The 21,061-nt window shown below is 74.7% G+C and carries 21 protein-coding genes; 15 read left to right on the top strand and 6 right to left on the bottom strand.

Going from position 1 to position 21,061, the window contains the following annotated elements; translation table 11 throughout:
- Positions 1–291 carry a phosphopantetheine-binding protein gene (locus AC0B61_RS28500; protein WP_471743991.1) on the bottom strand — a complete coding sequence of 97 codons (291 nt, stop codon included), beginning with the start codon at positions 289–291 and terminating at the stop codon, positions 1–3.
- Positions 292–397: 106 nt separating this feature from the next.
- A complete protein-coding gene (locus tag AC0B61_RS28495; protein ID WP_471743989.1) occupies positions 398–1,330 on the bottom strand; it encodes a 3-oxoacyl-[acyl-carrier-protein] synthase III C-terminal domain-containing protein in 933 nt (310 codons plus the stop codon).
- A gap of 141 nt (positions 1,331–1,471) precedes the next feature.
- On the opposite strand from AC0B61_RS28495, the gene AC0B61_RS28490 reads away from it, so the two are divergent.
- The 4 genes from AC0B61_RS28490 (at position 1,472) to AC0B61_RS28475 (ending at position 4,941) form a co-directional block, all read left to right on the top strand.
- A complete protein-coding gene (locus tag AC0B61_RS28490; RefSeq protein ID WP_471743987.1) occupies positions 1,472–1,771 on the top strand; it encodes a hypothetical protein in 300 nt (99 codons plus the stop codon).
- Positions 1,768–2,916 (top strand): glycosyltransferase, encoded by a 1,149-nt coding sequence (locus AC0B61_RS28485; protein WP_471743986.1) that lies wholly within the window; start codon positions 1,768–1,770, stop codon positions 2,914–2,916. The genes AC0B61_RS28490 and AC0B61_RS28485 overlap by 4 nt, the downstream gene beginning before the upstream one ends.
- A 173-nt stretch (positions 2,917–3,089) precedes the next feature.
- Positions 3,090–4,064 (top strand): ATP-binding cassette domain-containing protein, encoded by a 975-nt coding sequence (locus AC0B61_RS28480; protein WP_471743984.1) that lies wholly within the window; start codon positions 3,090–3,092, stop codon positions 4,062–4,064.
- Between the two features lie 112 nt (positions 4,065–4,176).
- Positions 4,177–4,941, top strand: a complete 765-nt coding sequence (locus tag AC0B61_RS28475; protein ID WP_471743982.1) for an ABC transporter permease — start codon at positions 4,177–4,179, stop codon at positions 4,939–4,941.
- Between the two features lie 86 nt (positions 4,942–5,027).
- Here the strand turns inward: AC0B61_RS28475 and AC0B61_RS28470 are convergent, their stop codons facing one another.
- From AC0B61_RS28470 to AC0B61_RS28455, 4 genes are all read right to left on the bottom strand, one after another.
- On the bottom strand, positions 5,028–6,314 hold the full coding sequence (locus AC0B61_RS28470; RefSeq protein WP_471743980.1) for an aminotransferase-like domain-containing protein: 1,287 nt from the start codon (positions 6,312–6,314) through the stop codon (positions 5,028–5,030).
- The gene (locus AC0B61_RS28465) at positions 6,311–7,246 is read right to left on the bottom strand and encodes an alpha/beta hydrolase (RefSeq protein WP_471743978.1); all 936 of its coding nucleotides are present in this window, start codon (positions 7,244–7,246) and stop codon (positions 6,311–6,313) included. Before AC0B61_RS28465 ends, AC0B61_RS28470 begins: the two co-directional genes overlap by 4 nt.
- Positions 7,247–7,423: 177 nt before the next feature.
- Complete coding sequence (locus AC0B61_RS28460) at positions 7,424–8,290, bottom strand: class I SAM-dependent methyltransferase (RefSeq protein WP_471743976.1); 867 nt, start codon at positions 8,288–8,290, stop codon at positions 7,424–7,426.
- A 44-nt stretch (positions 8,291–8,334) separates the two neighbouring features.
- The gene (locus tag AC0B61_RS28455; RefSeq protein ID WP_471743974.1) at positions 8,335–9,429 is read right to left on the bottom strand and encodes an alpha-hydroxy acid oxidase; all 1,095 of its coding nucleotides are present in this window, start codon (positions 9,427–9,429) and stop codon (positions 8,335–8,337) included.
- A gap of 185 nt (positions 9,430–9,614) precedes the next feature.
- Here AC0B61_RS28455 and AC0B61_RS28450 point away from each other — a divergent pair, with 185 nt between their 5' ends.
- From AC0B61_RS28450 to AC0B61_RS28400, 11 genes are all read left to right on the top strand, one after another.
- Positions 9,615–11,060 carry a class I adenylate-forming enzyme family protein gene (locus AC0B61_RS28450; protein WP_471743972.1) on the top strand — a complete coding sequence of 482 codons (1,446 nt, stop codon included), beginning with the start codon at positions 9,615–9,617 and terminating at the stop codon, positions 11,058–11,060.
- A 105-nt stretch (positions 11,061–11,165) separates the two neighbouring features.
- Complete coding sequence (locus AC0B61_RS28445) at positions 11,166–11,459, top strand: phosphopantetheine-binding protein (protein WP_471743970.1); 294 nt, start codon at positions 11,166–11,168, stop codon at positions 11,457–11,459.
- Positions 11,456–11,740, top strand: a complete 285-nt coding sequence (locus AC0B61_RS28440) for an acyl carrier protein (protein ID WP_471743968.1) — start codon at positions 11,456–11,458, stop codon at positions 11,738–11,740. Before AC0B61_RS28445 ends, AC0B61_RS28440 begins: the two co-directional genes overlap by 4 nt.
- Positions 11,741–11,823: 83 nt before the next feature.
- The gene (locus tag AC0B61_RS28435; RefSeq protein ID WP_471743966.1) at positions 11,824–12,972 is read left to right on the top strand and encodes a beta-ketoacyl synthase N-terminal-like domain-containing protein; all 1,149 of its coding nucleotides are present in this window, start codon (positions 11,824–11,826) and stop codon (positions 12,970–12,972) included.
- A gap of 14 nt (positions 12,973–12,986) precedes the next feature.
- Entirely contained in the window at positions 12,987–13,640 is a 654-nt protein-coding gene (locus tag AC0B61_RS28430; protein ID WP_471743965.1) for a beta-ketoacyl synthase chain length factor, read from the top strand.
- Positions 13,641–13,837: 197 nt separating this feature from the next.
- Positions 13,838–15,451, top strand: a complete 1,614-nt coding sequence (locus tag AC0B61_RS28425) for a class I adenylate-forming enzyme family protein (RefSeq protein WP_471743963.1) — start codon at positions 13,838–13,840, stop codon at positions 15,449–15,451.
- Between the two features lie 76 nt (positions 15,452–15,527).
- A complete protein-coding gene (locus AC0B61_RS28420; protein ID WP_471743961.1) occupies positions 15,528–16,784 on the top strand; it encodes a beta-ketoacyl-[acyl-carrier-protein] synthase family protein in 1,257 nt (418 codons plus the stop codon).
- Positions 16,785–16,843: 59 nt separating this feature from the next.
- Positions 16,844–17,893, top strand: a complete 1,050-nt coding sequence (hppD, locus tag AC0B61_RS28415) for a 4-hydroxyphenylpyruvate dioxygenase (RefSeq protein WP_471743959.1) — start codon at positions 16,844–16,846, stop codon at positions 17,891–17,893.
- Between the two features lie 109 nt (positions 17,894–18,002).
- The gene (locus tag AC0B61_RS28410; protein WP_471743957.1) at positions 18,003–18,917 is read left to right on the top strand and encodes a phytanoyl-CoA dioxygenase family protein; all 915 of its coding nucleotides are present in this window, start codon (positions 18,003–18,005) and stop codon (positions 18,915–18,917) included.
- 125 nt (positions 18,918–19,042) lie between these two features.
- Positions 19,043–20,068, top strand: coding sequence for a thiamine pyrophosphate-dependent dehydrogenase E1 component subunit alpha (locus AC0B61_RS28405; protein WP_471744009.1), 1,026 nt, complete (start codon positions 19,043–19,045; stop codon positions 20,066–20,068).
- Positions 20,065–21,033 carry an alpha-ketoacid dehydrogenase subunit beta gene (locus AC0B61_RS28400; RefSeq protein WP_471743955.1) on the top strand — a complete coding sequence of 323 codons (969 nt, stop codon included), beginning with the start codon at positions 20,065–20,067 and terminating at the stop codon, positions 21,031–21,033. The genes AC0B61_RS28405 and AC0B61_RS28400 overlap by 4 nt, the downstream gene beginning before the upstream one ends.
- Positions 21,034–21,061 lie beyond the last annotated feature (28 nt).

Here is a 21,061-nt window from a genome sequence, read left to right as displayed (position 1 = left end):
TCAGTCCTCGGGGATGACGTGCCCGGCGACGTAGTCGGCCAGTCTGGTGACCGATCGCAGGTCGTCCTCGGTGATCTGCTCGACGTCCACCTGGATGTCGAGCGACTCCTCCAGCTCCAGGATGAGCTCGATGGTGCCCGCGGAGGTGAGGCCGAGGTCGTCGAAGAGGCAGGCGTCCATGGGGATTTCGGGCAGGTCGCGCTTGAGCACGCGTGGCAGGAGTGCGCCGATCCCGTGCAGGATGCGCTCGCGCAGCTCGGGGTCGGTGGTCTGGACCGCGGGTTCTGACATGGGTGTCCCGTCCCGTCATACGTGGGAAGTGTGCGCCGGCGGCGCCGGAGTGAGCCCTACCGGCTCTGGGGTGTGCACCGAAGAGCGGCGCGTGACTGACGGAGCGTCAGCACTGCACGGCCATCGCGGAGAAGGTGGCGCCGACGCCGGCGGCGGCGATCAGGTAGCGGTCGCCGCGGCGGAGCAGCCCCCGCGTGATGGCGGTGTGAAGATTGATGAGGCTGTCTGCAGCGAAACTGTGCCCGACCGACCGCACGTTGTCCAGCACGACTTTCTCGACGGGGTAGCCGAGGCGGCGCGCGATCATCCGCCAGGACGCCTGGTTGACGTTGTGCGGGAGGATCGCGGCGAGGTCGGAGAGGTCCAGACCGGCCTGGTCCAGGGCGGCTTCGATCGCCTCGACCATCACGTTCGGGTACTCGCGCTGGTAGCGGGCGAGCAAAGCCGGGTCCTCGGCCAGCCGGCCGTCGAACTCCGGGCGCTGGCGCACCGCGAAGGAGAGCACCTGGTGGCGTTCGCCCGCGGCGCTGACCAGGCAGGCGGCCGCGCCCTCGGCGAAGATGCCGGTCTCGGGCACCACCTGGGCGTCCCTGGTGAAGGTCTTCTCCCCCGCCAGGACCAGCGCGAGCGCCGCCGGGTCGGGTTCGGCCGCGAGCAGCCGACCGGCCAGGTCGATGGCCAGCAGGCCCACCGCGCAGGCGTGGTGGGTCACCGTGAAGGCGCCGGCACGGCCGAGGCCGCGCGCGGCGAGCAGGTCGTGCAGCGGGTTGAGCGGGTGGGGCACCGCCACCGGCATGCTGCGGGCGTGGATCACGAAGCGGATGTCGCGTTCGCGTCCGCGCAGCTGCGGCAGGTTGTCCAGGGCGGCGTCGAGCAGGTCGGGCAGCGTCCCGGTCGGATCCAGGCGCAGCTGGTCCAGGCCGTGGAAGCGGCGGAAGAGACGGAGTTGACGTGGGGTCAGGCCGATGCGCTCGCCCACCGCCTCGATGGGAACGGCGTGTGGGGGGAGGTGGACGGCCACTGCCTCCAGTGCGGTCACGCGGGCTAGTATTCCGACGCCCGCCGGGTCGCACAAGTGATCGCGGGCTGCCCTCCGCCGCGGCCGTACCCCGGAATCCGTCGATTCCGCTGCGGTTCCGCCGCGTTCACCCCGTGCCGTCGAGCAGGTGGGAGATCTCTCATGTCGATTCCTGAACCTCCGTACGCTGCTGCGCCGTTGGACCTTGATCTGGTCGCCCTCGTGGTCGAGGCCGCCGGTGCGCCGCCCGGTTGGGCGCGCCTGGTCACACCGGACGCCCGGCTGGACGGCGACCTGCTGCTGGACGAGGGCGAACTCGCCGTACTGGCCGAGCGCCTGCGCGAGCGCTTCGGTCCGGGCGCGGACCTGGCCGGGCTGCGCGCCGGGCTGGACCTCGCCGCACTGGAGGCGCTGACCGTCGCCGACGTGCGGCGACTGCTCCCCGAGGAGGACGTCCGATGACCAGGTACCTGCTGGTGATGCCCCCGTTGACGGGCCACGTCAACCCGGCCGCGGGCATCGCCGCCGAACTGGCGGCGCGCGGCCACGAAGTCGCCTGGACCGGCACGGAGTCGGTGCTGCGGCCGCTGCTCGGGCCCGGCGCGCACGTGCTCGGCACCGGCACCCGGGCGTTCCGGGCGCAGGGCGGGCACGGGCTGGCCGCGCTGCGCTCGCTCTGGGAGGGCTTCATCGTCCCGTACGCGCGGTTCACCGCGAAACCGCTGGACGCTGCCGTGCGGGAGTACCGGCCGGACGTGCTGCTGGTCGACCAGCACACTCCGGCGGGCGCGCTGGTCGCGCACCGGCACGGCCTGCCGTGGGCGAGCTTCGCGCCCGGGGCGATGGAGCTGGGCCGGCCGTACGGCGCGTTGCCGCAGGTCGAGGCGTGGATGACCGGGCTGCTGCGCGGGCTGTGGGAGCGCGCCCGGCTGGCCGCCGAGGAGTACGTCGACCCGCGCTTCTCCCCCGCCCTGGTGCTGGCCACCACCGGTCCGGCACTGACCGGCTCCGCGCCGGCGTCGGCGAACCACGCGCTGGTCGGGCCGGTGATCGCGGCGCGGCCGCACGATCCGGAGTTCCCGTGGGGGCGGCTGCTGCCGGGCCGGCGGCGGGTGCTGGTCACCATGGGCACGCTGGCCGGCGAGGTGGGCTCGGACTTCCTCGCGCGGGCCGTCCGGGCGCTGGAGCTGTGCGGTGCGGGCGTGCAGCCGGTGGTCGCGGCGCCGCGCGAGCTGCTGCCCGAACTGCCGTCGCGGGCCGTCGCGGTGGACCGGGCGCCGGTGCTGGAGCTGATGGCGCGCGGCGCGCTGGACGCGGTGCTGTGCCACGGCGGGATGAACACCGTGGGCGAGGCGCTGGCGCACGGCCTGCCGCTGGTGACCGCGCCGATCCGGCACGACCAGCCGTTCGTCGCCGCGCAGGTGGCGGCGGCCGGGGCCGGGGTGCGGGTGCCGTTCGCCCGCGTGTCGCCGGAGCGGCTGGCGGACGCGCTGCGGGCCGTGCTGGAGACAACGGGCTACCGCGGCCGGGCGGTTCAGGTCGGGAGGGAACTGCTGGCCGGGGGCGGTGCGGCGGCTGCGGCGGACCGGCTGGAGGCCCTGGCCTGAGCGGGCCCTGCGGAAGTCCCTTTAGCAGACCGGGAGATCACCCGTCCATTGGTCTAGGCCATTGTTTCCGGGCCGGAGTTCACCCTAGGGTGTCGCACCAGCACCGCCCTCCGCCGGTGCCGAGCACCGCCTTCCCAGGTGCCGTGGCAGCCCACCCCGTACGGGAGTTCCGGTTGATCGAGACCACGGGACTGCGCAAGTCCTACCGCAAGAAGACCTCCCGCCGCGGCGGCGGGAACCCGACGGTCGACGCCGTACGCGGCATCGACCTGTCGGTCGCCGCCGGCGAGATCCACGGCTTCCTCGGGCCCAACGGCGCCGGGAAGACCACGACCCTGCGCATGCTGGCCACCCTGATCCGCCCGGACGGCGGCCGGGCCGTCATCGCCGGCGCCGACCTGTTCACCGACCCCGCCGGGGTCCGCCGCCGGATCGGCTACGTCGCCCAGGGTGGCGGCACCACCGACAACGTCAGCGCCCGCGAGGAGCTGGTGCTCCAGGCACGGATGCACGGCGCGGCCAAGGCCCGGGCCGTCCAGGCCGCCGAGGACGCACTCAAGGCCTTCGACCTGGCCGAGTTCGGCGACCGGCCGTGCGCCACCTACTCCGGCGGCCAGCGCCGCCGGGTCGACATCGCGCTCGGGGTGATCCACCAGCCCCGGGTGCTGTTCCTGGACGAGCCCACCGTCGGACTGGACCCGGCCAGCCGGGCCCACGTCTGGGAGGAGATCCGCCGACTGCGCACCGAGGGCATGACGGTCGTCGTCACCACCCACTACCTGGACGAGGCCGACGCGCTCTGCGACCGGGTCGCCATCGTCGACCACGGCCAGGTGGTGGCCGAGGGCACCCCCGAGGCGCTCAAACGGGAGATCTCCGGCGACGTCGTCCTGATCGGCCTGGCCGACGGCGGGGCCGCCGCCGAACGGGCCGCCGAGGTGCTGCGCCCGCAGCCGTACCTGCACCGGCTGGAGCCGAACGGGGACGAGGGACTGCGGCTGTACCTGGAGGACGGCGCCGCGGCCATCCCGCAGCTGCTGCGCGCACTGGACGCGGCGGGCGTGACACCCGGCACCGTGCAGCTCCAACGGCCAAGCCTGGACGACGTGTTCCTGGCCCGAACCGGCCGCTCGCTAGGGCAGTCCTGACCCGGCCGTGTACCGGCGCCGCCGCGCCATGCCCCACGCCGCCGCGCTGTGACCCACGCCGCGCCATGCCCCGCTCCCGCCACCCGGACCCGTACGACCCCCTGGGGAGACCGTGAAGCTCGCCCGCGACACCTGGCTGGTCTTCCAGCGCCAGCTCCTGCTCATGATCCGCACCCCGGTCTGGATCGCCGTCGGCATCATCCAGCCCCTGTTCTACCTCCTGCTGTTCGCCCCACTGCTGAGGAAGGTGCTCGCCCCCGAGGGCGCGAACAGCTACGCCGACGCCTACCAGGTCTACGTGCCGGGCCTGTTGGCGGTGCTGTGCATCTTCGGCGGGCTGTTCACCGGCTTCAGCCTGCTCGGCGAACTCAAGGCCGGAATCATCGAACGCGCCCGGGTGACGCCGGTGAGCCGGCTGGCGCTGCTGCTCGGGCGGGCGCTGCGGGAGATGGTGGCGCTGCTCGTGCAGGCCGTCCTGATCACCCTGATCGCGCTGCCGTTCGGCCTGCGGGTGAGCCCGCTCAACCTGCTGCTCGCCTACCTGCTGCTCGGTCTGCTGGCGCTGATGACCTCGGCGATCTCCTTCGGCATCGCGCTGATGGTGCCCGCCGACGCGGCGATGGCGCCGGTGGTCAACACCATCGCGCAGCCGATCGCGCTGCTCTCCGGGGTGCTGCTGCCGCTCACCCTGGCGCCGGACTGGCTGCAGCAGCTCGCCAGGTGGAACCCCTTCTACTGGGCGGTGGAGGGCATGCGCGCGCTGTTCTCCGGGCACGCCGGGGACGACGCGGTCTGGCAGGGGCTGCTGGTGGTCGTGGTGATGACCGTCCTGGCGGTGTACTGGTCGGCGCGCCTGTTCTCCACCCGGGTGCGCTGAACGGCAGATGACGGCACATGGAGGGGGCCCGGCTCGCTGCGAGCCGGGCCCCTTCACGTGCCGCTCAAGAGGCGACGGACGTTCGTTCAGGAGGAGATGAACGCCGCCAGCTTCGCGACCCCGTCGATGATCTGAGCCTGCGTCAGCGAACTGATGGACAGCCGCAGTCGGTGCTCACCGCCGCCCGCCGGGTAGAACGGCGCCATCGGCGTCCACAGCACCCCGTACTCGCGGGCACAGCGTTCCATGGCCGCGTCGTCGGCGGCGAAGGGCACGGTGAGCACGGCGAAGAAGCCGCCGTCCGGCCGGTTCCAGGACACGCCCAGCCGGCGCCGTTCGGAGGCGGGGAAGTGCCGGTCCAGCTCGCGCAGCAGGGTGTCCATGCCGGCCGCGTAGTGGGCCGTGGCGCGGGCGTTGGCGGCGCGCAGCCGGCAGTCGTGGGTGAGCAGCATGCCACCGATGACGGCCTGGCTGAGCGCGGGTGTGTTGACCGTCGTCATGCTCTTCAGCTTGGCCAGCTCGTCGGCGAGCAGGCTGCGCCGTCCGCCCGGGCCGACCACCTCCTGGTCGGCGACGACGTAGCCGAGCCGGGCGCCCGGGAAGCAGGTCTTCGCGAAGGAGCCCAGGTGGACGACCTGGCGGCGGCCGTCGAGCGCCTTGAGGGTGGGCCGCGGGCCCGGGGTACGGGCGAAGAAGCCGTACGGGTTGTCCTCGATGACCAGGACGCCCTCCTCCGCCGCCACCTCCAGCAGCCGGGTGCGGGCGGCGAGCGGCATGCTGGTGCCCGAGGGGTTCGCGAAGTCCGGCACGACGTAGAGGGCCCGCGGGCGCCGCCCCTCGGCGCGGACGGCCCGGGCGGCGGCGAGGACGGCCGCCGGGTCGGGGCCGCCGCCGGGGCCCTCGGGGACGGGCCGGGTGGTCAGGTCGAGCAGCCGGGCAGCGCCGGTGACGCCGACGTAGCAGGGCGAGCCGACCAGCAGGACGTCGTCCGGGCCGGCGCAGAGCGCGCGCAGGGCGAGCAGCATGCCCTCCTGGGCGCCGACGGTGAGCACCAGCGATCCAGGGGCGACGGTCAGGCCCTCGTCATTGGCGAGGGTGCGGGCGACCAGGTCGGCGATGATGCCCTTGGTGGGACCGTACTGGAACAGTGCGGTGCGCACCGCGTCCCGGTCCAGGCCGCGCCCGGCCAGGTGGGCGAGGTAGGTGTCGAGGTAGCGGGGGACGTCCTCGGGCTCGAAGAAGCCCTCGTACGGGCGTCCGGGGGCGAAGGAGACGGCGTCCGGGTAGCGGGTGACGGCCTCGTTGAGGAAGGTCATCGCGTCCAGCAGCGGGTCGGCGAGGGAGACGTGCAGGTCCTCCAGTCGGAGGTTCACCGCAGGGCCTCCCGCAGCCGCCCGGCGGCGAACGCCTGGGCGTCGGCGGCGGCGTCGAGGGTGCCGGTCATGGCGAAGAAGCCGTGCGGCATGCCTTGGTAGCGCCGCAGCTCCACCGGGACGCCCGCGGCGCGCAGCGCCTCGGCGTACTGCTCGCCCTCGTCGCGCAGCGGGTCGTACTCGGCGGTGAGGACGGTCGCGGGCGGCAGGCCGGCCAGGGTGGCGGCGCGCAGCGGGGAGGCGTAGGGGCTGGCGGCGTCGGCCCGGTCGGCCAGGTAGTGGCCCCAGTACCAGGCGACCGAGCGGCGGTTGAACAGCACCGGGTCGTCGTGGTCGCGCAGCGACGGGGTGCCGGCGGCGTGGTCGGTGTTGGGGTAGACCAGCAGCTGGTGCCGCAGCCGCGGGCCGCCCTCCGCGCGCAGCAGCAGGGTGAGGGCGGCGGTCAGGTTGCCGCCGGCGCTGTCGCCGCCGACCGCGAGGCGGCCGGGGTCGATGCCGAACTCCTCCGCCCGGGCTGCGAGCTGGAGGAGTGCGGCGCGGCAGTCGTGCAGGGCGGCGGGGAAGGGGTGTTCGGGGGCGAGCCGGTAGCCGACGGAGGCGGTGACACAGCCGACGGCGTTGGTGAGCCGGCGGCAGACCGCGTCGCTGGTGTCGGGCGAGCCGAGGGTCCAGCCGCCGCCGAACAGGTAGAGCAGGGCCGGGAGTTCGCGGCCCCGCGGCTCGGGTCGGTAGAGCCGCAGGGCGAGTTCGCCGCCGGGGCCGGGGATGCGGTGCTCCTCGACGGCGGCCACCGGCTCGGGGGTGCCGGCCGCGGCGCGGATGTCGGCGAGGTCGGCGGCTCGGGCCTCGGCCAGGGTGAGGGTGTAGAGCGGCGGTGCGCCGGTGCTCGCGCGCCGGGCGCGCAGGGCCGCGGCCTGGGGGTGCAGGGGCATGGGGTGGTCCCGTTCTCGTGCGGCGGGTGCGGCGAGGGGTGCGGCTGGTGCGGAGGCCGGCCCGCTCGTGGTCGGCCGTGGGCCGGCGCGTGGTCGGCGGTGGGCCCGCGCCTGGTCGGCAGTGGGCCCGCGCCTGGTCGGCGGTGGACCCGGTCGGCCGGTGACGGGCCCGGGTCGTCAGCGGTCGGCCTCGACGTAGACGGTCTCGTCGGTGCGGAAGGCCGTGTCGAGGTCGGCGACGTCCGGACGGGTGCCCTGGCGGTAGGCGCGCTGGCGGATCTGCTCGGGCGCGAAGCCGGCCAGTGTGAGGACGTGCCGCAGCTCGTCCAGGTCGTAGATCCACTGGTGGCCGTAGTACCGGAAGATCTGGTTGACCAGGAAGGCCGGGCGGGCGGGCATCGGCGGGCCGAAGCCGAGGGTGGTCAGCCGGCGGCGGTGCTTGGCGAGGAAGCCGTCGCCGGTGGCGTAGCCGACCAGGTAGCGGGCGAGGTCGGGGGTGGTCAACCGCAGGACGCCGCCCGGGCGCAGCACCCGGCGGGCCTCGCGCAGCCAGCCGATCGCGACCGGCATGGTGACGTGCTCGATCAGGTGCTCGGCGTACACCCAGTCGACGCTGGCGTCGGCGAAGGGCAGCGGCCGGGCGATGTCGAGTTGGGTGAACCAGCGGTCGCCGTCGACCCGGTAGAGGGTGCCGGGCTCGGTGGCCGACCCTGGGCCGCGCAGGGCGGCCAGATCGGTGCCCAGACCCTGCGGGTGGGCGGTCCGGAAGGCGGCGAACTCGATTCCGGTGAGGCCGAGTTCGCGGAACTCCGCGTGGTCGTGCGGCAGCCCGCCCGGGTGCGCTTCGAGCTGGTCGCAGGTGGCGACGTCCACGCTGAAGTCGTCCAGGCGGGTGGCCAGGCCCTCGGGGTCGTCCCAGTCCCAGCCCAGGAACCGTTCGGATCGTGCGGGCTGCGCGGCCGGTTCGGCGGTCGTGGCCCGTGCCGGGTCGGTGGCCGGTTCGGGGTCGGTGGTCGGTTCGGGGCCGGTGGCCGGTTCGGTCATGTCGGGTCTCTTTCTCGGTGAACGTGCCGCGGGCGCCGCGCGGTTCAGCCGACCGCGCAGGGCCAGGGGGCGAGGGCCGTGCGGTCCAGGTCGGACAGCCGGGGGCGGCCCAACAGGGCCATGGTGTGCTCCAGTTCCTCCCGCAGCAGGTCGAGGACCCGGTGCACGCCGACCTCCCCGTCGGTGGCGAGGCCCCAGAACGCCGGGCGGCCGACCAGGACGGCGCGGGCGCCGAGGGCGAGGGCGACGGCTATGTCGGCGCCGGTGCGCACGCCGCCGTCGAGCAGGACCGGCAGCTCGGCGGGGACGGCCTGGACGACCTCGGGGAGGGCGGCCAGCGCCGGTATCGCGCCGTCGAGTTGACGGCCGCCGTGGTTGGAGACCAGGACGGCGTCGGCGCCGTGCTCGACGGCCAGTCGGGCGTCCTCGGCGGTGAGGATGCCCTTGAGGACCAGCGGCAGCCGGGTGCGTTCGCGCAGCCAGCCGAGATCGGCCCAGCTCAGGGCGGGGTCGAACTGTTCGCGGGCGTGCTCGGCGATGCCCGAACTGCCGCCTGCGGAGCGGTGGCTGGCGGACATCAGGGCCGGGTCCAGATTGACGGCGCGGACGGCGGCCGGGATGGCGAAGCCGTTGCGCAGGTCGCGCAGGCGGCGGCCGATCCGGGGGGCGTCCACGGTCAGCACCAGCGCGCGGAACCCGGCCGCCTCGGCGCGTTCCACCAGGGCGGCGAGGACGGCGCGTTCGCGCAGCCAGTACAGCTGGAGCCAGAGCGGGCCGGTGGCGGCCGCCGCGATCTCCTCCAGGGTGCGGCTGGCGAACATCCCGGCGATCAGCAGGGCGCCGGCCCGGCCGGCGGCGCGCGCGGTGGCGGTCTCGCCCTCCGGGTCGACCAGCCGGTGGTAGGCCATCGGGGCGATTCCGAGCGGGAGGCCGAGCGGAGCGCCGAGCAGGGTCAGTGCCGGGTCGCAGGCGGAGACGTCGACCAGGGTGCGGGGGCGCAGCGCATAGTGCCCGAACATCTCCCGGTTCGCCGCCAGGGTGCGTTCCGCGCCGCTGCCGCCTTCGATGAAATCCCATATTTCCGGGGGAAGTTGTGCGCGTGCTGCGCGCTCGATCCCGGCCAGCGTGAGTGGTCCCACGGGCAGTTCCTCGTTCCCGGACGGCCACGCGCGGACCAGTCCCGGTTCGGCAGCGTAGGAGCAATGACCACATTGGTATAGACCTTGATTTGACCTAACGTCTGTGCCATCGTCTGGCAACGGAATTGACCGCCTTTGTTGTGAACGGCGTTCATGTCAAATCCCCTCACTCGTGTGGAGCCGCGTTGACCGGCTTTTACCCCTCTCGACTTCCGCCTTCCGCACCGCCTTCCGCACCGCCGCACACCGACGCCCCGGCCGACTGGGTCGACCGGCTGCTGCTGGCCGGCCCCGGCGGCGAGGAGTGCCTGCACCTCGGCGCGCCCCTCGACCGGGACGCCCTGCGCGCCCTCGTCGATGAGCAGTCCGTGCGACTGACGGCCGCCGGGCTCGGCCCCGGCGGGACGGCGGCCCTACGGCTGCCGCCCTCGGTGGCGTTCGTCGCCGTGCTGCTGGCATGCTGGCGACTGGAAGCCCAAGTCGCCCTGCTCGACCACCGGTTGACCGACCACGAGGTCGAGGCGGCGGTGGCACGGCTGTCCCCGCAGGTGCTGATAGGCTCCGCCCATCGGCCCGCGGCGGCCCTGCGCGGCTTCTCCGACGTGGAGCCGGTGGCCGTCCCCCTGCCGGACGGACAACCGGCGGGCACCGGGCACGCCCTGATCCAGCTCAGCTCCGGATCCACCGGCCCGGCCAAGGTCATCGCCCGCACCGCCGCCGACCTGCTGCGTGAACTCGACTGCTACCGAAGGCTGGTGGAGTTCCCCGGCGATGGCGAACGGGTCGTGCTGCTGTCCTCGGTGGTGCACGTGCTCGGCCTGGTCGGCGGGCTGCTAAACGGCCTGTACGCCCACGCCGCGCTCACCGTGCCGCAGCGGATGACGGCGGCGGGCATCCTCGCCGCGGTCGCCGACTCCGACCGGCCGACCACGGTCATCGGGGTGCCCTTCCACGCCGAGCTGCTGGCGGGAGCGGTCGCTCCCCCCGCGCTGCCGCGGCTACGACGGATGATCGTCGCGGGCGAACTCGTCCGCCCGGGCCTGCCCGCACTCTTCACCGAACGCTACGGCGTCCCGCTCGGCACCATGTACGGCATGACCGAGACCGGGGTCATCGCCACCGACCTCGACGGCACCCTCCACCCGGCCAAGCGGCCCGTCCACGGGATGCGCACGCGCCTGGTGAAGGGCGAGTTGCAGCTCGGCGCGGCGTCCTCCCCGTACCCCGGGCTGCACGACCCGACGCGCTGGTCGGACGGCTGGCTGCACACCCGCGACGCCGCCGAACTGGACAAGGCCGACGGCCTGGTCACCGTGCTCGGCCGACTGGACTCCCAGGTCTCGATCGGCGGCCTGAAAGTCGACCTCACCGAGGTCGAGCAGACCCTCACCGCACTGCCCGAGGTCCGCGAGGCCGTGGTCGTCTTCGACGGCGGCGCGATCGAGGCCTACCTGGCCACCGAACCCGACGCCGACCTCGCCCTCCTCCACGACGGGCTCGCCCGCCGCCTCGCCGCCTACAAGCGGCCACGCCGGCTCGCCCTGCTCCCGCGACTCCCCCGCACCGCCACCGGGAAACTGCTGCGCGACCCGGCCGCCCTGCGCGACACCGCCTCGACCGTCGCGCACTGACCGCGCCCTGACCGCGCCCTGACCACGCCCTCGCCACAGCCCGACTCCGCACGCACCCGCGACCCGGCGTCGCACGCGCCACCACCCCGACAAGGAGCCACCACCATGCAGGACCGCATCCGCGTGTTCGTCCTCGCCGCCCTGGCCGAGATGCAGTACGACGTCGCCGAGGTCACCGGGGACACCGACCTCGGCCCGGCCGGGCTGGACCTCGAATCGCTCGCGCTGGCCGACCTCTCGGTGCAGGTCGAGGACGAGTTCGGGATCAAGTTCGACCTGGACGAGATGGAGACCACCGCGCTGATGACCCTGGACGAGTTCACCGCGGACGTCGCCCGACGGATCGACGCCCTCGCCCCTGCCTCCGCCACCCCCGCCACCGCCGGCAGCGCCGCGTGACTGGCGCCGAGCGTCCCGGGACTGCTGAGCGCCCCGAGGCCCTGCCGGACCGGGCCGAGGTCCTGACGATGCTGGCGGCGTTCGGGCAGCACGCCGCCGACACCGTGCCCGAGGAACTCGGCTCACTCGAACTCACCTGGCTCATCACCGAGTTCGAGCAGCGCTACGGGCTGCAGCTGGACCTGGACGACGAGCGCTTCGGCGCGGTGCGGACGGTTGACGACGCGACCGAACTGCTCCGGGAAGCCATCCTGCTCGAGCGCGCGGGCGCACGGCCGTGAGCGGCGTCGCTCCGGGGGCCGGCCCGCCCGGACCTCCGGCGTCGGTCCGCCCGGTACCGGTCCGACCGCTGTCAGGCCGTCCGGTGGTCACCGGCGTCGGTGTGCTCAGCGCCGCCGGGCACGGGTTGCCCGTACTGACAGAGGCCGCCGCCCACGGCAAGGCCGCGTTCGGCCCGGTCACCCGCTTCGACGTGAGCGCCCGCCGCACCACCCGGGCCGCGCTGCTTCCCGACACCGCGCCCCAGACCGGCGCCGGGGCCTCGGCCTCCGTCGCGCGTCCGACCGGTGCCGTCCCAGCCGCTCCAGCGGCCGCAGCCGTGCTCGACGCGATCGACCAGGCCTGCCGCCAGGCCGGACTCACCGCCGCCGACGGCGCCGCCCTGCCCGTGCTGCTCGCCCTGCACAGCGACGAACGCACCCGCAGCACCGCCGACGCGGTGGCGGCCGGCGTCCGCGCGGGCTGGGGCGCCCCGGGCGTCACCCGGGTGTACACCGGCGCCTGCGTGGCCGCCTCCACGGCCGTCGCCGACGCGGCCTTCCTGGTGGCCACCGGCCGGCACGAGCGGGTCCTGGTCGCGGCCGTCCACCTGGTCGGACCGGGCGTGTTCGCGGTCTTCGACGCCGGGCGCGCGCTGGCCCACGACGGCGAGCTGCGCCCGTTCAGCGCCGGCCGCACCGGCACCCTGCTGGGCGACGCGGCCGCCGCCGTCCTGGTCGAGGCCGCCCCGGCCGCCGAACGACGCGGGGCGCCCGTCCTCGCCCGGCTGGCCGGCTGGGGCCGCGCCGGGGACGCCCACCACGTCTGCCGACCCGAACCGGACGGCACCGGGGTGGTCCGGGCGATCGAGGCCGCGCTCGCCCGTGCGGGTGTCGAACCGGCCGAGGTCGGCTACGTCAACGCCAACGGAACCGGCTCCACCCTGGCCGACCAGGCCGAGGCCCGCGCCCTGCGGCGGGTGTTCGGCCGGTACACCGACCGGCTTCCGATCAGCTCCAGCAAGTCCGTGCACGGGCACGCCCTGGAAGCCTCCGCCCTGCTTGAACTCGCCGTCACCATCGGCGCGTTGGGGACAGGACTGCTCCCGGTCAATGCCGGCTGGCTCGGCCCGGACCCGGACGTCGGCCTGGACCTCGTGCTGGACGGCCCGCGCACGGCCCGCCCCCGCTACGCCCTCAGCCTCAACTCGGCCTTCGGTGGCGCCAACACCGCCCTGCTGTTGGCCCCCGGATGACACCTGAGCCCCGGATGACACCCACCGCCACCAAGACGACCACCGCCACCATGACGACCACCTCCATGCCAGCCACCGCCACCGTGACGACCGCTGGCGACCACACCCACGGCCTGCGGATCCTCGCCGAGGCCCACCGCCCCTCGCCCGGCCTGGACGGGCCGCCGCCACCGCTGCCCGGCTTCGCCGCCTCCGGCTTCAGCCCGCTGGTCGCCGACACCGCCGAACGCTGTCTGCGCGCGCACCACGGCGAACCGCCCGCCGCCGGGCGGACCGGCCTGCTGCTGGCCAGCGCGAGCGGTGACCTCGACACGGCGCGGGCCATCGAGCAGAGCGCCGAACCCGGGCGGCGTACGGGCCCGCTGCTCTTCTTCCAGTCCAACCCGAACGCCGTCCTCGGGCACATCTCCGCGCGCTGGGGCCTGACCGGTCCCGTCGTGGCGATCTGCCTGACCGGCGCCGAGGTCGGGGCCTGCGCGGGGCCCGACGCCGGGGCCCGCACCGGCCACGTCCCGGCGGAGGCGTACGAGCTCGCCGCGCTGCTGCTCGCGGACGGCGACGCCGACCGGGTGCTGGTCGTGGCCGTCGAGCAGACGCCCGACGGGGACCGGGCCGCAGCCGTGCTGGTCGCGGCCCCGGAGCCCGCGGACGCCGAGCCCCGGAACTGAACCCGCCGGGCGCTCCCGGCCGTATCCACCACCGAGGCCCGGCGCCTGACGCAGCCGTACCCGGCACACCAGCGCCGCCCGGCAGACCAGCGCCGCCCGACCCCGCCTCGTCACCCGCCGCCCGCGCGGCCGACCGACCCTGCCATCCGATCAGCCGCCCGGGCCGTCCACCGGCCCCGAGGGAGGGATCCACCCCCGTGACCATCCGCAGTCTCCGCACCCTGCTCGCGGACGACCCCGACATCGGCGCCGGCAACGTCCTGACCGCCCGGATCGCACTCGGGACGGACCTCGACGAGCCGCTGCTCAGCTTCGACACCCCGGTGGACGAGCACCCCGCCTGGCAGCCCCTCACCCTGCGCGAGCTCGACCGCGCGGTCCGGGCCCGCGCCGCCGCCCTGCACGCCCTCGGCATCACCCGGCGCGACCCCGTCGTGGTGTACGCGGACGATGCCGCCGACCACGTGCTCGCCTTCCTCGCCCTGGCCCGGCTCGGCGCCATCCCCGCACTGCTCAACCCCAACCTGGACGGCGAGCGCGCCGCCCGCTACATCGCCCGGCTCGGCGCGGCCGGCGTCCTCGCCGACCCCGCCCACCTGGCCGCCCTGGCCGGCCACGACCCCGGCGCACCGCTGCTGCCGGAGATCGGCACCCTCGGCGCGGGCGACCCGGACACCGCCCCGGCACCGTACCGGCACTGGTCCGGCGACCCGGTGGCGATCACCCACTCCTCCGGCACCACCGGGATGCCCAAGGCCGTCGTCCACTCGCACGCGAGCCTGTACGCCGCGATCCGCCACCGGCTGCGGCTGCCCCGCCCGCAGGGCCAGGAGCGGATGCTCAGCGCCCTGCCCGCGCCGCACGCCGCGACGCTCATCGCGCTCAACCTCGCGCTCAGCTCACACACCCGACTCGCCTTCCTGTCACGGCAGTCCGGCGACGGAGTGCTCGCCGCGATCGAGCGGTGGCAGCCCACCGGGGTGGTCGGCTTCGCCGCCACCTGGGCCGACCTCGCCCGCCACGACCTCAGCGCCCGCGGCCTGGACTCCGTCGCGCTCTGGTGGAACACCGGCGACTGCGCCCACGAGGTGCACATCCGCCGCCTGATCGCCACCGGCAGCCGGGAGACCGTGACCCGCGAGGGTCGCACCCGTGTGCCCGGCTCCCAGTTCGTGGACGGCCTCGGCTCCACCGAGATGGGCCACTCGCACTTCTTCATCACCCACGGCCCCGGCACCGAACGCTACGGCCGCTGTGTGGGCCGCCCGCACGCCTTCGTCGACTGCGCGGTGGTCGGCCCGGACGGCGAGCCGCTCGGGCCCGGCGAGGTCGGCGAACTCGCCACCGCCTCCCCGACCTTGGCGCTCGGCTACTGGAACGACTCGGCCACCACCTTCCGTACCCGGATCCGCGGCCGCTTCCTCACCGGGGACCTGATGTACCGGGACGAGGAGGGCTACTACTACCACGTCGACCGCGCCGTCGACTCGGTCGAACTCCCGGACGGCGGGCGGCTGTTCACCGCGATGTCGGAGGAACGGGTGCTGGCCGCCTGCCCGGACGTGCTGGACTGCACGGTGGTCGCGGTCCGGGACGGCGAGCGCGTCGTCACCGACGTGCTGCTGCTCCTCACCGACGGCGCCGACGCCACGGACCGCACCAAGGCGGTCGTCGCCGCGCTGGACGAGGCCACCGCCGCGACCGTCCGCCGGGTGCTGGTGGTCTCCCCCGACGACATCCCGCTCGGCCCGACCGGCAAGGTCCGCAAGGTCCTGCTGCGCCGGCGCCACCTCGCGGCGGTGGACGCGTGAGCGAACGACGCGCACGAAGAGTCCGAGGCGTACGACGCGTACGACACGTACGAGCCGTACGAAGCGAGGTGGGCGCATGAGCGCGCGCACCGGCGTCGTCGTCACCGGCATCGGCCTGGTCTCCCCGCTCGGCCGCAAGCCCGCCGAGGTGTTCGAGGCGCTGGCCACCGGCCGGTCCGGGCTGCGCGCCGTCCCCGAGGGGCACGCCGCGCACGGCTGGCTGCCCGCCGCCGGGATCGCCCCCGCCGTGGACGGCCGGGAGGTGCTGGCGCCCACCGAGACCCGCTGCGTGGACCGCTTCGTCCTGCTCGGGCTGGCCGCCGCCGACGACGCGCTCGCCGACGCCGGCCTGGTGGTCGGCCGGGACGCCGACCCGCACCGCACCGCCGTGGTGCTGGCGACGGGCGGCGGCGGGCTGGAGACGTTCGAGCAGCAGTCGCACCGCCGGCTGGAACGCGGCCGCCCGGGCGTCAGCCCGTACCTGCTGCCCGGCATGCTCTCCAACATGGCCGCCGCCCGGGTGGCGATCAAGCACGGCATCCGGGGCTACAGCTCCGCCGTGGTGACGGCCTGCGCGGCCGGCGCCCAGGCGATCGCCGAGGGGCTGCGGCTGATCAGGGCCGGTGACGCGGACGTGGTGGTGTGCGGCGGCACGGAGTCCTCGCTGCACCCGACCATTGCCGCCGCCTTCACCAACGCCCGTGCGCTCGCCCATGGTTGGGACGATCCGGAGCAGGCCAGCCGGCCGTTCGACGCCCGCCGCAACGGCTTCGTGCTGGGCGAGGGCAGCGCCGTCCTCGTCCTGGAACGGGCCGAGCACGCCGACGCGCGCGGGGCCGCCGGCTACGCGGACGTCCTCGGCTGGGGTGCCTCCACCGACGCCCACCACCCGACCATGCCCCGCCCGGACGGTGCCGGCGCCGCCGACGCGATGCGCACGGCGCTCGCCAACGCCGGCCTGGCCCCGGGTGACATCGACTACGTGAACGCCCACGGCACCGGCACCAGGCTCGGTGACGCGGCCGAGACCGCGGCCCTGCGCGCCGTCTTCGGCGAACAGCCGCCCGCGGTCAGCTCCACCAAGGGCGCCACCGGCCATCTCCTCGGCGCCGCAGGCGCGTTGGAGGCGGCGGTGACCGCCCTGGCGGTGGCGAGGGGGACGCTGCCGCCCACGCTCAACCTGACCGACCCCGACCCGGCCTGCGACCTGGACCACGTCCGGGGCGCCGCCCGGACCACCCCGGTGCGCGCCGCGCTGAGCAACGCCTTCGCGTTCGGCGGCCACAACCTCAGCCTCATCCTCGGCCCGGCCTCCACCCGGGCCGCCCGGTAACCGCTTCGCCGGGTAGCGCGCCGATCCTCGACCTGCCATCCCTCCGGGGGGAGATCCCGTTGTCCATCCAGACCATCCCGTCCGTCCCAGCCATCCCGTCAGTCCAGTCCGTCCAGAGCACCCCGTCCATCCAGTCCATCACCCACGCCGAGTTCCACTGCGCGGACGCCGACAAGACCGCCGCCGGGCTCTGCGCCGACTACGGCTTCACCGCCGACGCCCCGGCGACCGCACCCGACGGCACCCGCACCATCGAGCTGCGCCAGGGCACCATCCGGCTGCACCTGGCCGACGCCGCCGACCCCGAGCACCCCGTCGCCGACTACGTCGCCCGGCACGGGGACGGCGTCGCCGTGCTCGCGCTCGGCTGCGCCGATCCGCAGGCCGCACTGGCGCGGGCCGAACGGCACGGCGCGCACGTGCTGGACCGCGACGGCGCCCTGATCGCCGGGTTCGGCGACACCGCGCTGCGCTTCGTCCCGCCGCGGACCGCCGAACCCGCCCCGGGGCCCAGCCTGCTGGACCAGCTCGACCACGTCGCGATCTGCCTCCCGGCCGGCCGGCTCGCCGAATCCGTACGGTTCTGCGAGGCCGCGCTGGGCTTCCACACGATCTTCGAGGAGTACATCGAGGTCGGCGGGCAGGCCATGGACTCCAAGGTCGTGCAGAGCCCGTCCGGCACGGTCACCTTCACCCTGATCGAACCCGACACCAGCCGCCGCCCCGGCCAGATCGACGACTTCCTCGCCGCCCACGGCGGCGCCGGCGTGCAGCACCTCGCCTTCAGCACCCGCGACATCACCACCGCCGTCCGCACCATCCGGGCCCGCGGCGTGGAGTTCCTGACCACCCCGGGCGCCTACTTCGACGCCCTGGCCGAACGCTTCGGCGAGACGGCCATCCCGGTCGAGACCCTGCGCGACCTGCACGTTCTGGTCGACCAGGACCACGGCGGCCAGCTGTTCCAGATCTTCGCCCGCTCGACCCACCCCCGGCGCACCTACTTCCTCGAACTGATCGAGCGCCAGGGGGCCGGCACCTTCGGCACCGCGAACATCAAGGCCCTGTACGAGGCCATCGAGCGGCACAGCTCCGAGGCCTCCGTCTGACGTCGCCGCCCGACGGCTTCCTCCGACGGCTCCGCCCACCGTCTCCCACTGACGGCTCCGTCCGGTGTCTCCGTCCGACCACCCCGCACCTCCGAAGGAGGCCCACACCATGACCGCGACCGCCGAGTTCCGGCTCACCGAGGCCGAGCGCGCCCTGCTGCCCACCCCCGACGAGGTGACCCACTACCGCGAGCACGGCTGGTACCTGTCCCGCCGGCTGTTCAGCGACGAGGAACTGGACACCCTGCAGGCCGCCACCGAGCTGTACTACGCCGGCCACCGCGACCGCGAGCTGCCCGTCCGGCCGCCCCGACTGGCCTCCTGGCAGCCCTCGGACGGCCCCGTGCAGCGGCACAACGACTACGTCCACTACGAGAGCGACGCGATCGGCGCGGTCCTGCGCAAGCCACTGGTCGGCGCGGTGGCCGCGCTGCTCGCCGGCGCCGAGGAGATCCGGATCTTCCAGGCGACCCTGATCTACAAGCCGCCGGTGCCCGGTGAGCCCAGCAACCAGGTGCCGTGGCACTTCGACAAGCACTACTGGCAGACCTGCACCTCCCCCGAGATGCTCACCGCCTTCGTCCCGTTCCACGACTGCCACGAGGAGAACGGCACCATCACCATGGTCGACGGCAGCCACCGCTGGCAGGAACTGCCCTCCGGCGAGGACTCCACCCGGCACTTCGCCGACCGCGACCGCTCCGAGCTCGACGGCATCCTGACCTCCAACGCCGCCCACAACGGGCAGCAGGTCCGCAAGGTCCCGATGCGGATCCCGCGCGGCCACCTGTCCTTCCACCACTGCCGCACCTACCACGGCAGCGGCCCCAACCTGGCCTCCTTCCCGCGCCGGGCCGTCTCGCTGCACCTGCAGGACGGCGCCAACGAGTACAGCCGGCATGACAAGGCCGACGGCAGCCCCGTGGTGTACAACCACGACGTGCTGGTGCGCCGCACCGCCGACGGCCGGCCCGACTACGCCGACCCCGAGTTCTGCCCGGCGATCTGGCAGGGCCGGCCGTGACAGCAGTGAACTCCGTGACGGCCGTGGGAGCCGTGACGGCCGTGGGAGCCGTGACGGCTCGCCCGCGACCGGCGTCCGGGCCCGGTGGACCCGCCCCGCTCGGCACCCCCGCCGAGCGCTACCGGATGCTGCGGCTGATCCGCGGCTTCGAGGAACTGGCGCTCGGCCTGGTGAGGAGCGGCGCCATCCCCGGCGGCATCCACCCGTACATCGGGCAGGAGGCCGTCGCGGTCGGCGTCTGCTCCGCACTGCGCCCGGAGGACCGGCTCACCAGCACCCACCGCGGCCACGGCCACGTGCTCGCCCGCGGCGCCGCGCCGCACCGGCTGCTCGCCGAACTCCTGGGCCGCGTCGACGGGTTGAACGGCGGCCGGGGCGGCTCCATGCACGCCGCCGACCTCTCGCTGGGCATCCTCGGCGCCAACGGGATCGTCGGCGCCGGCGCCCCGATCGCGGTCGGCGCCGCCTGGGCGGCCCGGCAGGCGCACGCCGAGCAGACACCGGCCCGGCAGTCGCACGCCGGCCAGCTGCACGCCGAGCAAGCGCAGGCCGACGAGGCGCCGGCCGGGCGCCCGTCCCCGGTCGCGGTGGCGTTCTTCGGCGACGGCGCGCTCAACCAGGGCGTCCTGCTGGAGTCGCTCAACCTCGCCGCGATGTGGCGCCTCCCGGTGCTCTTCGTCTGCGAGAACAACGGCTACGCCACCACCCTGCCCGCCGCGACCGCCGTCGCGGGCAGCGCCACCGGGCGGGCGGCCGCCTTCGGCATTCCCGCCGAGGAGGTGGACGGCATGGACACCGAGGCCGTCCGGGCCTCCGCCCTGCGCGCCGTCGAGCGGGCGCGCGGCGGCGACGGCCCCGGCTTCCTGGAGTGCCGCACCTACCGCTACGAGGGCCACCACACCATGGAACGCCGGATGAAGCTGCGCTACCGCGCCCCGGCGGAGGTCGAGGCCTGGCGCGAACGCGACCCGCTCCCCCGGGCCGCCGCGCCGCTCGACCCCGCCGCCGTCGCCGAGCTGGACCGCTCGGTCGCCGAACAGCTCGCCGCCGCCGAGGAGTTCGCGCTCGCCTCCGAACACCCGGATCCGGCAGGCGCGTTGGACCACCTGTACGCCGACGGGCTGCGGCCCCGGGCGGGAGTGACACCGTGACCAGGCTCTCGTACACCAAGGCGCTCAACCGGGCGCTGGCCGACGAACTCGCCGCCGATCCGGCGGTCTGCGTCTTCGGCGAGGACATCGGCGCCGGCCTGGCCGGGCCCACGCTCGGCCTGCTGGACCGCTTCGGCCCGGAGCGGATCGTCGACACCCCGCTGTCCGAGCAGGCCTTCACCGCGATGGCGGTCGGCGCCGCGCTGGCCGGCCGGCGGCCCGTACTGGAGTTCCAGATCCCGTCCCTGCTGTTCCTGGTCTTCGAGCAACTCGTCAACCAGGCCCACAAGTTCTCGCTGATGACCGGCGGCCAGGCGGCCGTCCCGCTGACCTGCCTGGTGCCGGGCTCGGGCTCCCGCGACGGCTGGGCCGGCCAGCACTCCGACCACCCGTACAGCCTGTTCATGCACGCCGGGATGAAGACCGTGGTCCCCGCCACCCCGACGGACGCCTACGGGCTGCTGCGCTCGGCGATCCAGGACCCCGACCCGGTGGTGGTGTTCGCGCCCGCCGCCGCCCTGCCGGTGCGCGAGACCGTCACCGGGGAGCCGGCGCCCGTCCCGCTCGGCCGGGCCCGGATCCACCGCCCGGGCAGCGACGTCACCGTGGTCGCCGTCGGGCACCTGGTGCACGACGCGCTCGCCGTCGCCGAGGAGGTCGCCCAGGACATCTCGGTCGAGGTGTTCGACCCGCGCACCGTCCACCCCTTCGACTGGCCGGCGCTCGCCGAATCACTGGAGCGCACCGGACGGCTGGTCGTCCTGGACGACTCCAACCGCAGCTGCGGCCTCGGCGCCGAAGTGCTGGCCACCGCCGCCGAGGAACTGCGCCTGATCGCCCCGCCGCGCCGGATCACCCGCCCCGACGGCGCCGTCCTGCCCTTCGCCCCCGCCCTCGACCGGGCCGTACAGCCGAACCGGGGGCAACTGCGGCACGCGCTGTACGCCCTCATGAAGCACGCGTGAAGCACGCGTGAAGCACGCGCAAAGCACG

This window comes from Kitasatospora sp. NPDC023385 (assembly GCF_055664045.1).
Note: the sequence above shows the minus strand (reverse complement) of the source record. Positions and strands in the feature narration are given on the sequence as shown.

Excerpts from the sequence above, each read along its gene's own strand:
- AC0B61_RS28410 (WP_471743957.1), top strand. The coding sequence starts at position 18,003 with ATGACCGCGACCGCCGAGTTCCGGCTCACCGAGGCCGAGCGCGCCCTG.
- AC0B61_RS28420 (WP_471743961.1), top strand. The coding sequence starts at position 15,528 with ATGAGCGCGCGCACCGGCGTCGTCGTCACCGGCATCGGCCTGGTCTCC.
- AC0B61_RS28445 (WP_471743970.1), top strand. The coding sequence starts at position 11,166 with ATGCAGGACCGCATCCGCGTGTTCGTCCTCGCCGCCCTGGCCGAGATG.
- AC0B61_RS28485 (WP_471743986.1), top strand. The coding sequence starts at position 1,768 with ATGACCAGGTACCTGCTGGTGATGCCCCCGTTGACGGGCCACGTCAAC.
- AC0B61_RS28405 (WP_471744009.1), top strand. The coding sequence starts at position 19,043 with ATGCTGCGGCTGATCCGCGGCTTCGAGGAACTGGCGCTCGGCCTGGTG.
- AC0B61_RS28460 (WP_471743976.1), bottom strand. The coding sequence starts at position 8,290 with ATGACCGAACCGGCCACCGGCCCCGAACCGACCACCGACCCCGAACCG.
- AC0B61_RS28430 (WP_471743965.1), top strand. The coding sequence starts at position 12,987 with ATGACACCCACCGCCACCAAGACGACCACCGCCACCATGACGACCACC.
- AC0B61_RS28490 (WP_471743987.1), top strand. The coding sequence starts at position 1,472 with ATGTCGATTCCTGAACCTCCGTACGCTGCTGCGCCGTTGGACCTTGAT.
- AC0B61_RS28500 (WP_471743991.1), bottom strand. The coding sequence starts at position 291 with ATGTCAGAACCCGCGGTCCAGACCACCGACCCCGAGCTGCGCGAGCGC.
- AC0B61_RS28465 (WP_471743978.1), bottom strand. The coding sequence starts at position 7,246 with ATGCCCCTGCACCCCCAGGCCGCGGCCCTGCGCGCCCGGCGCGCGAGC.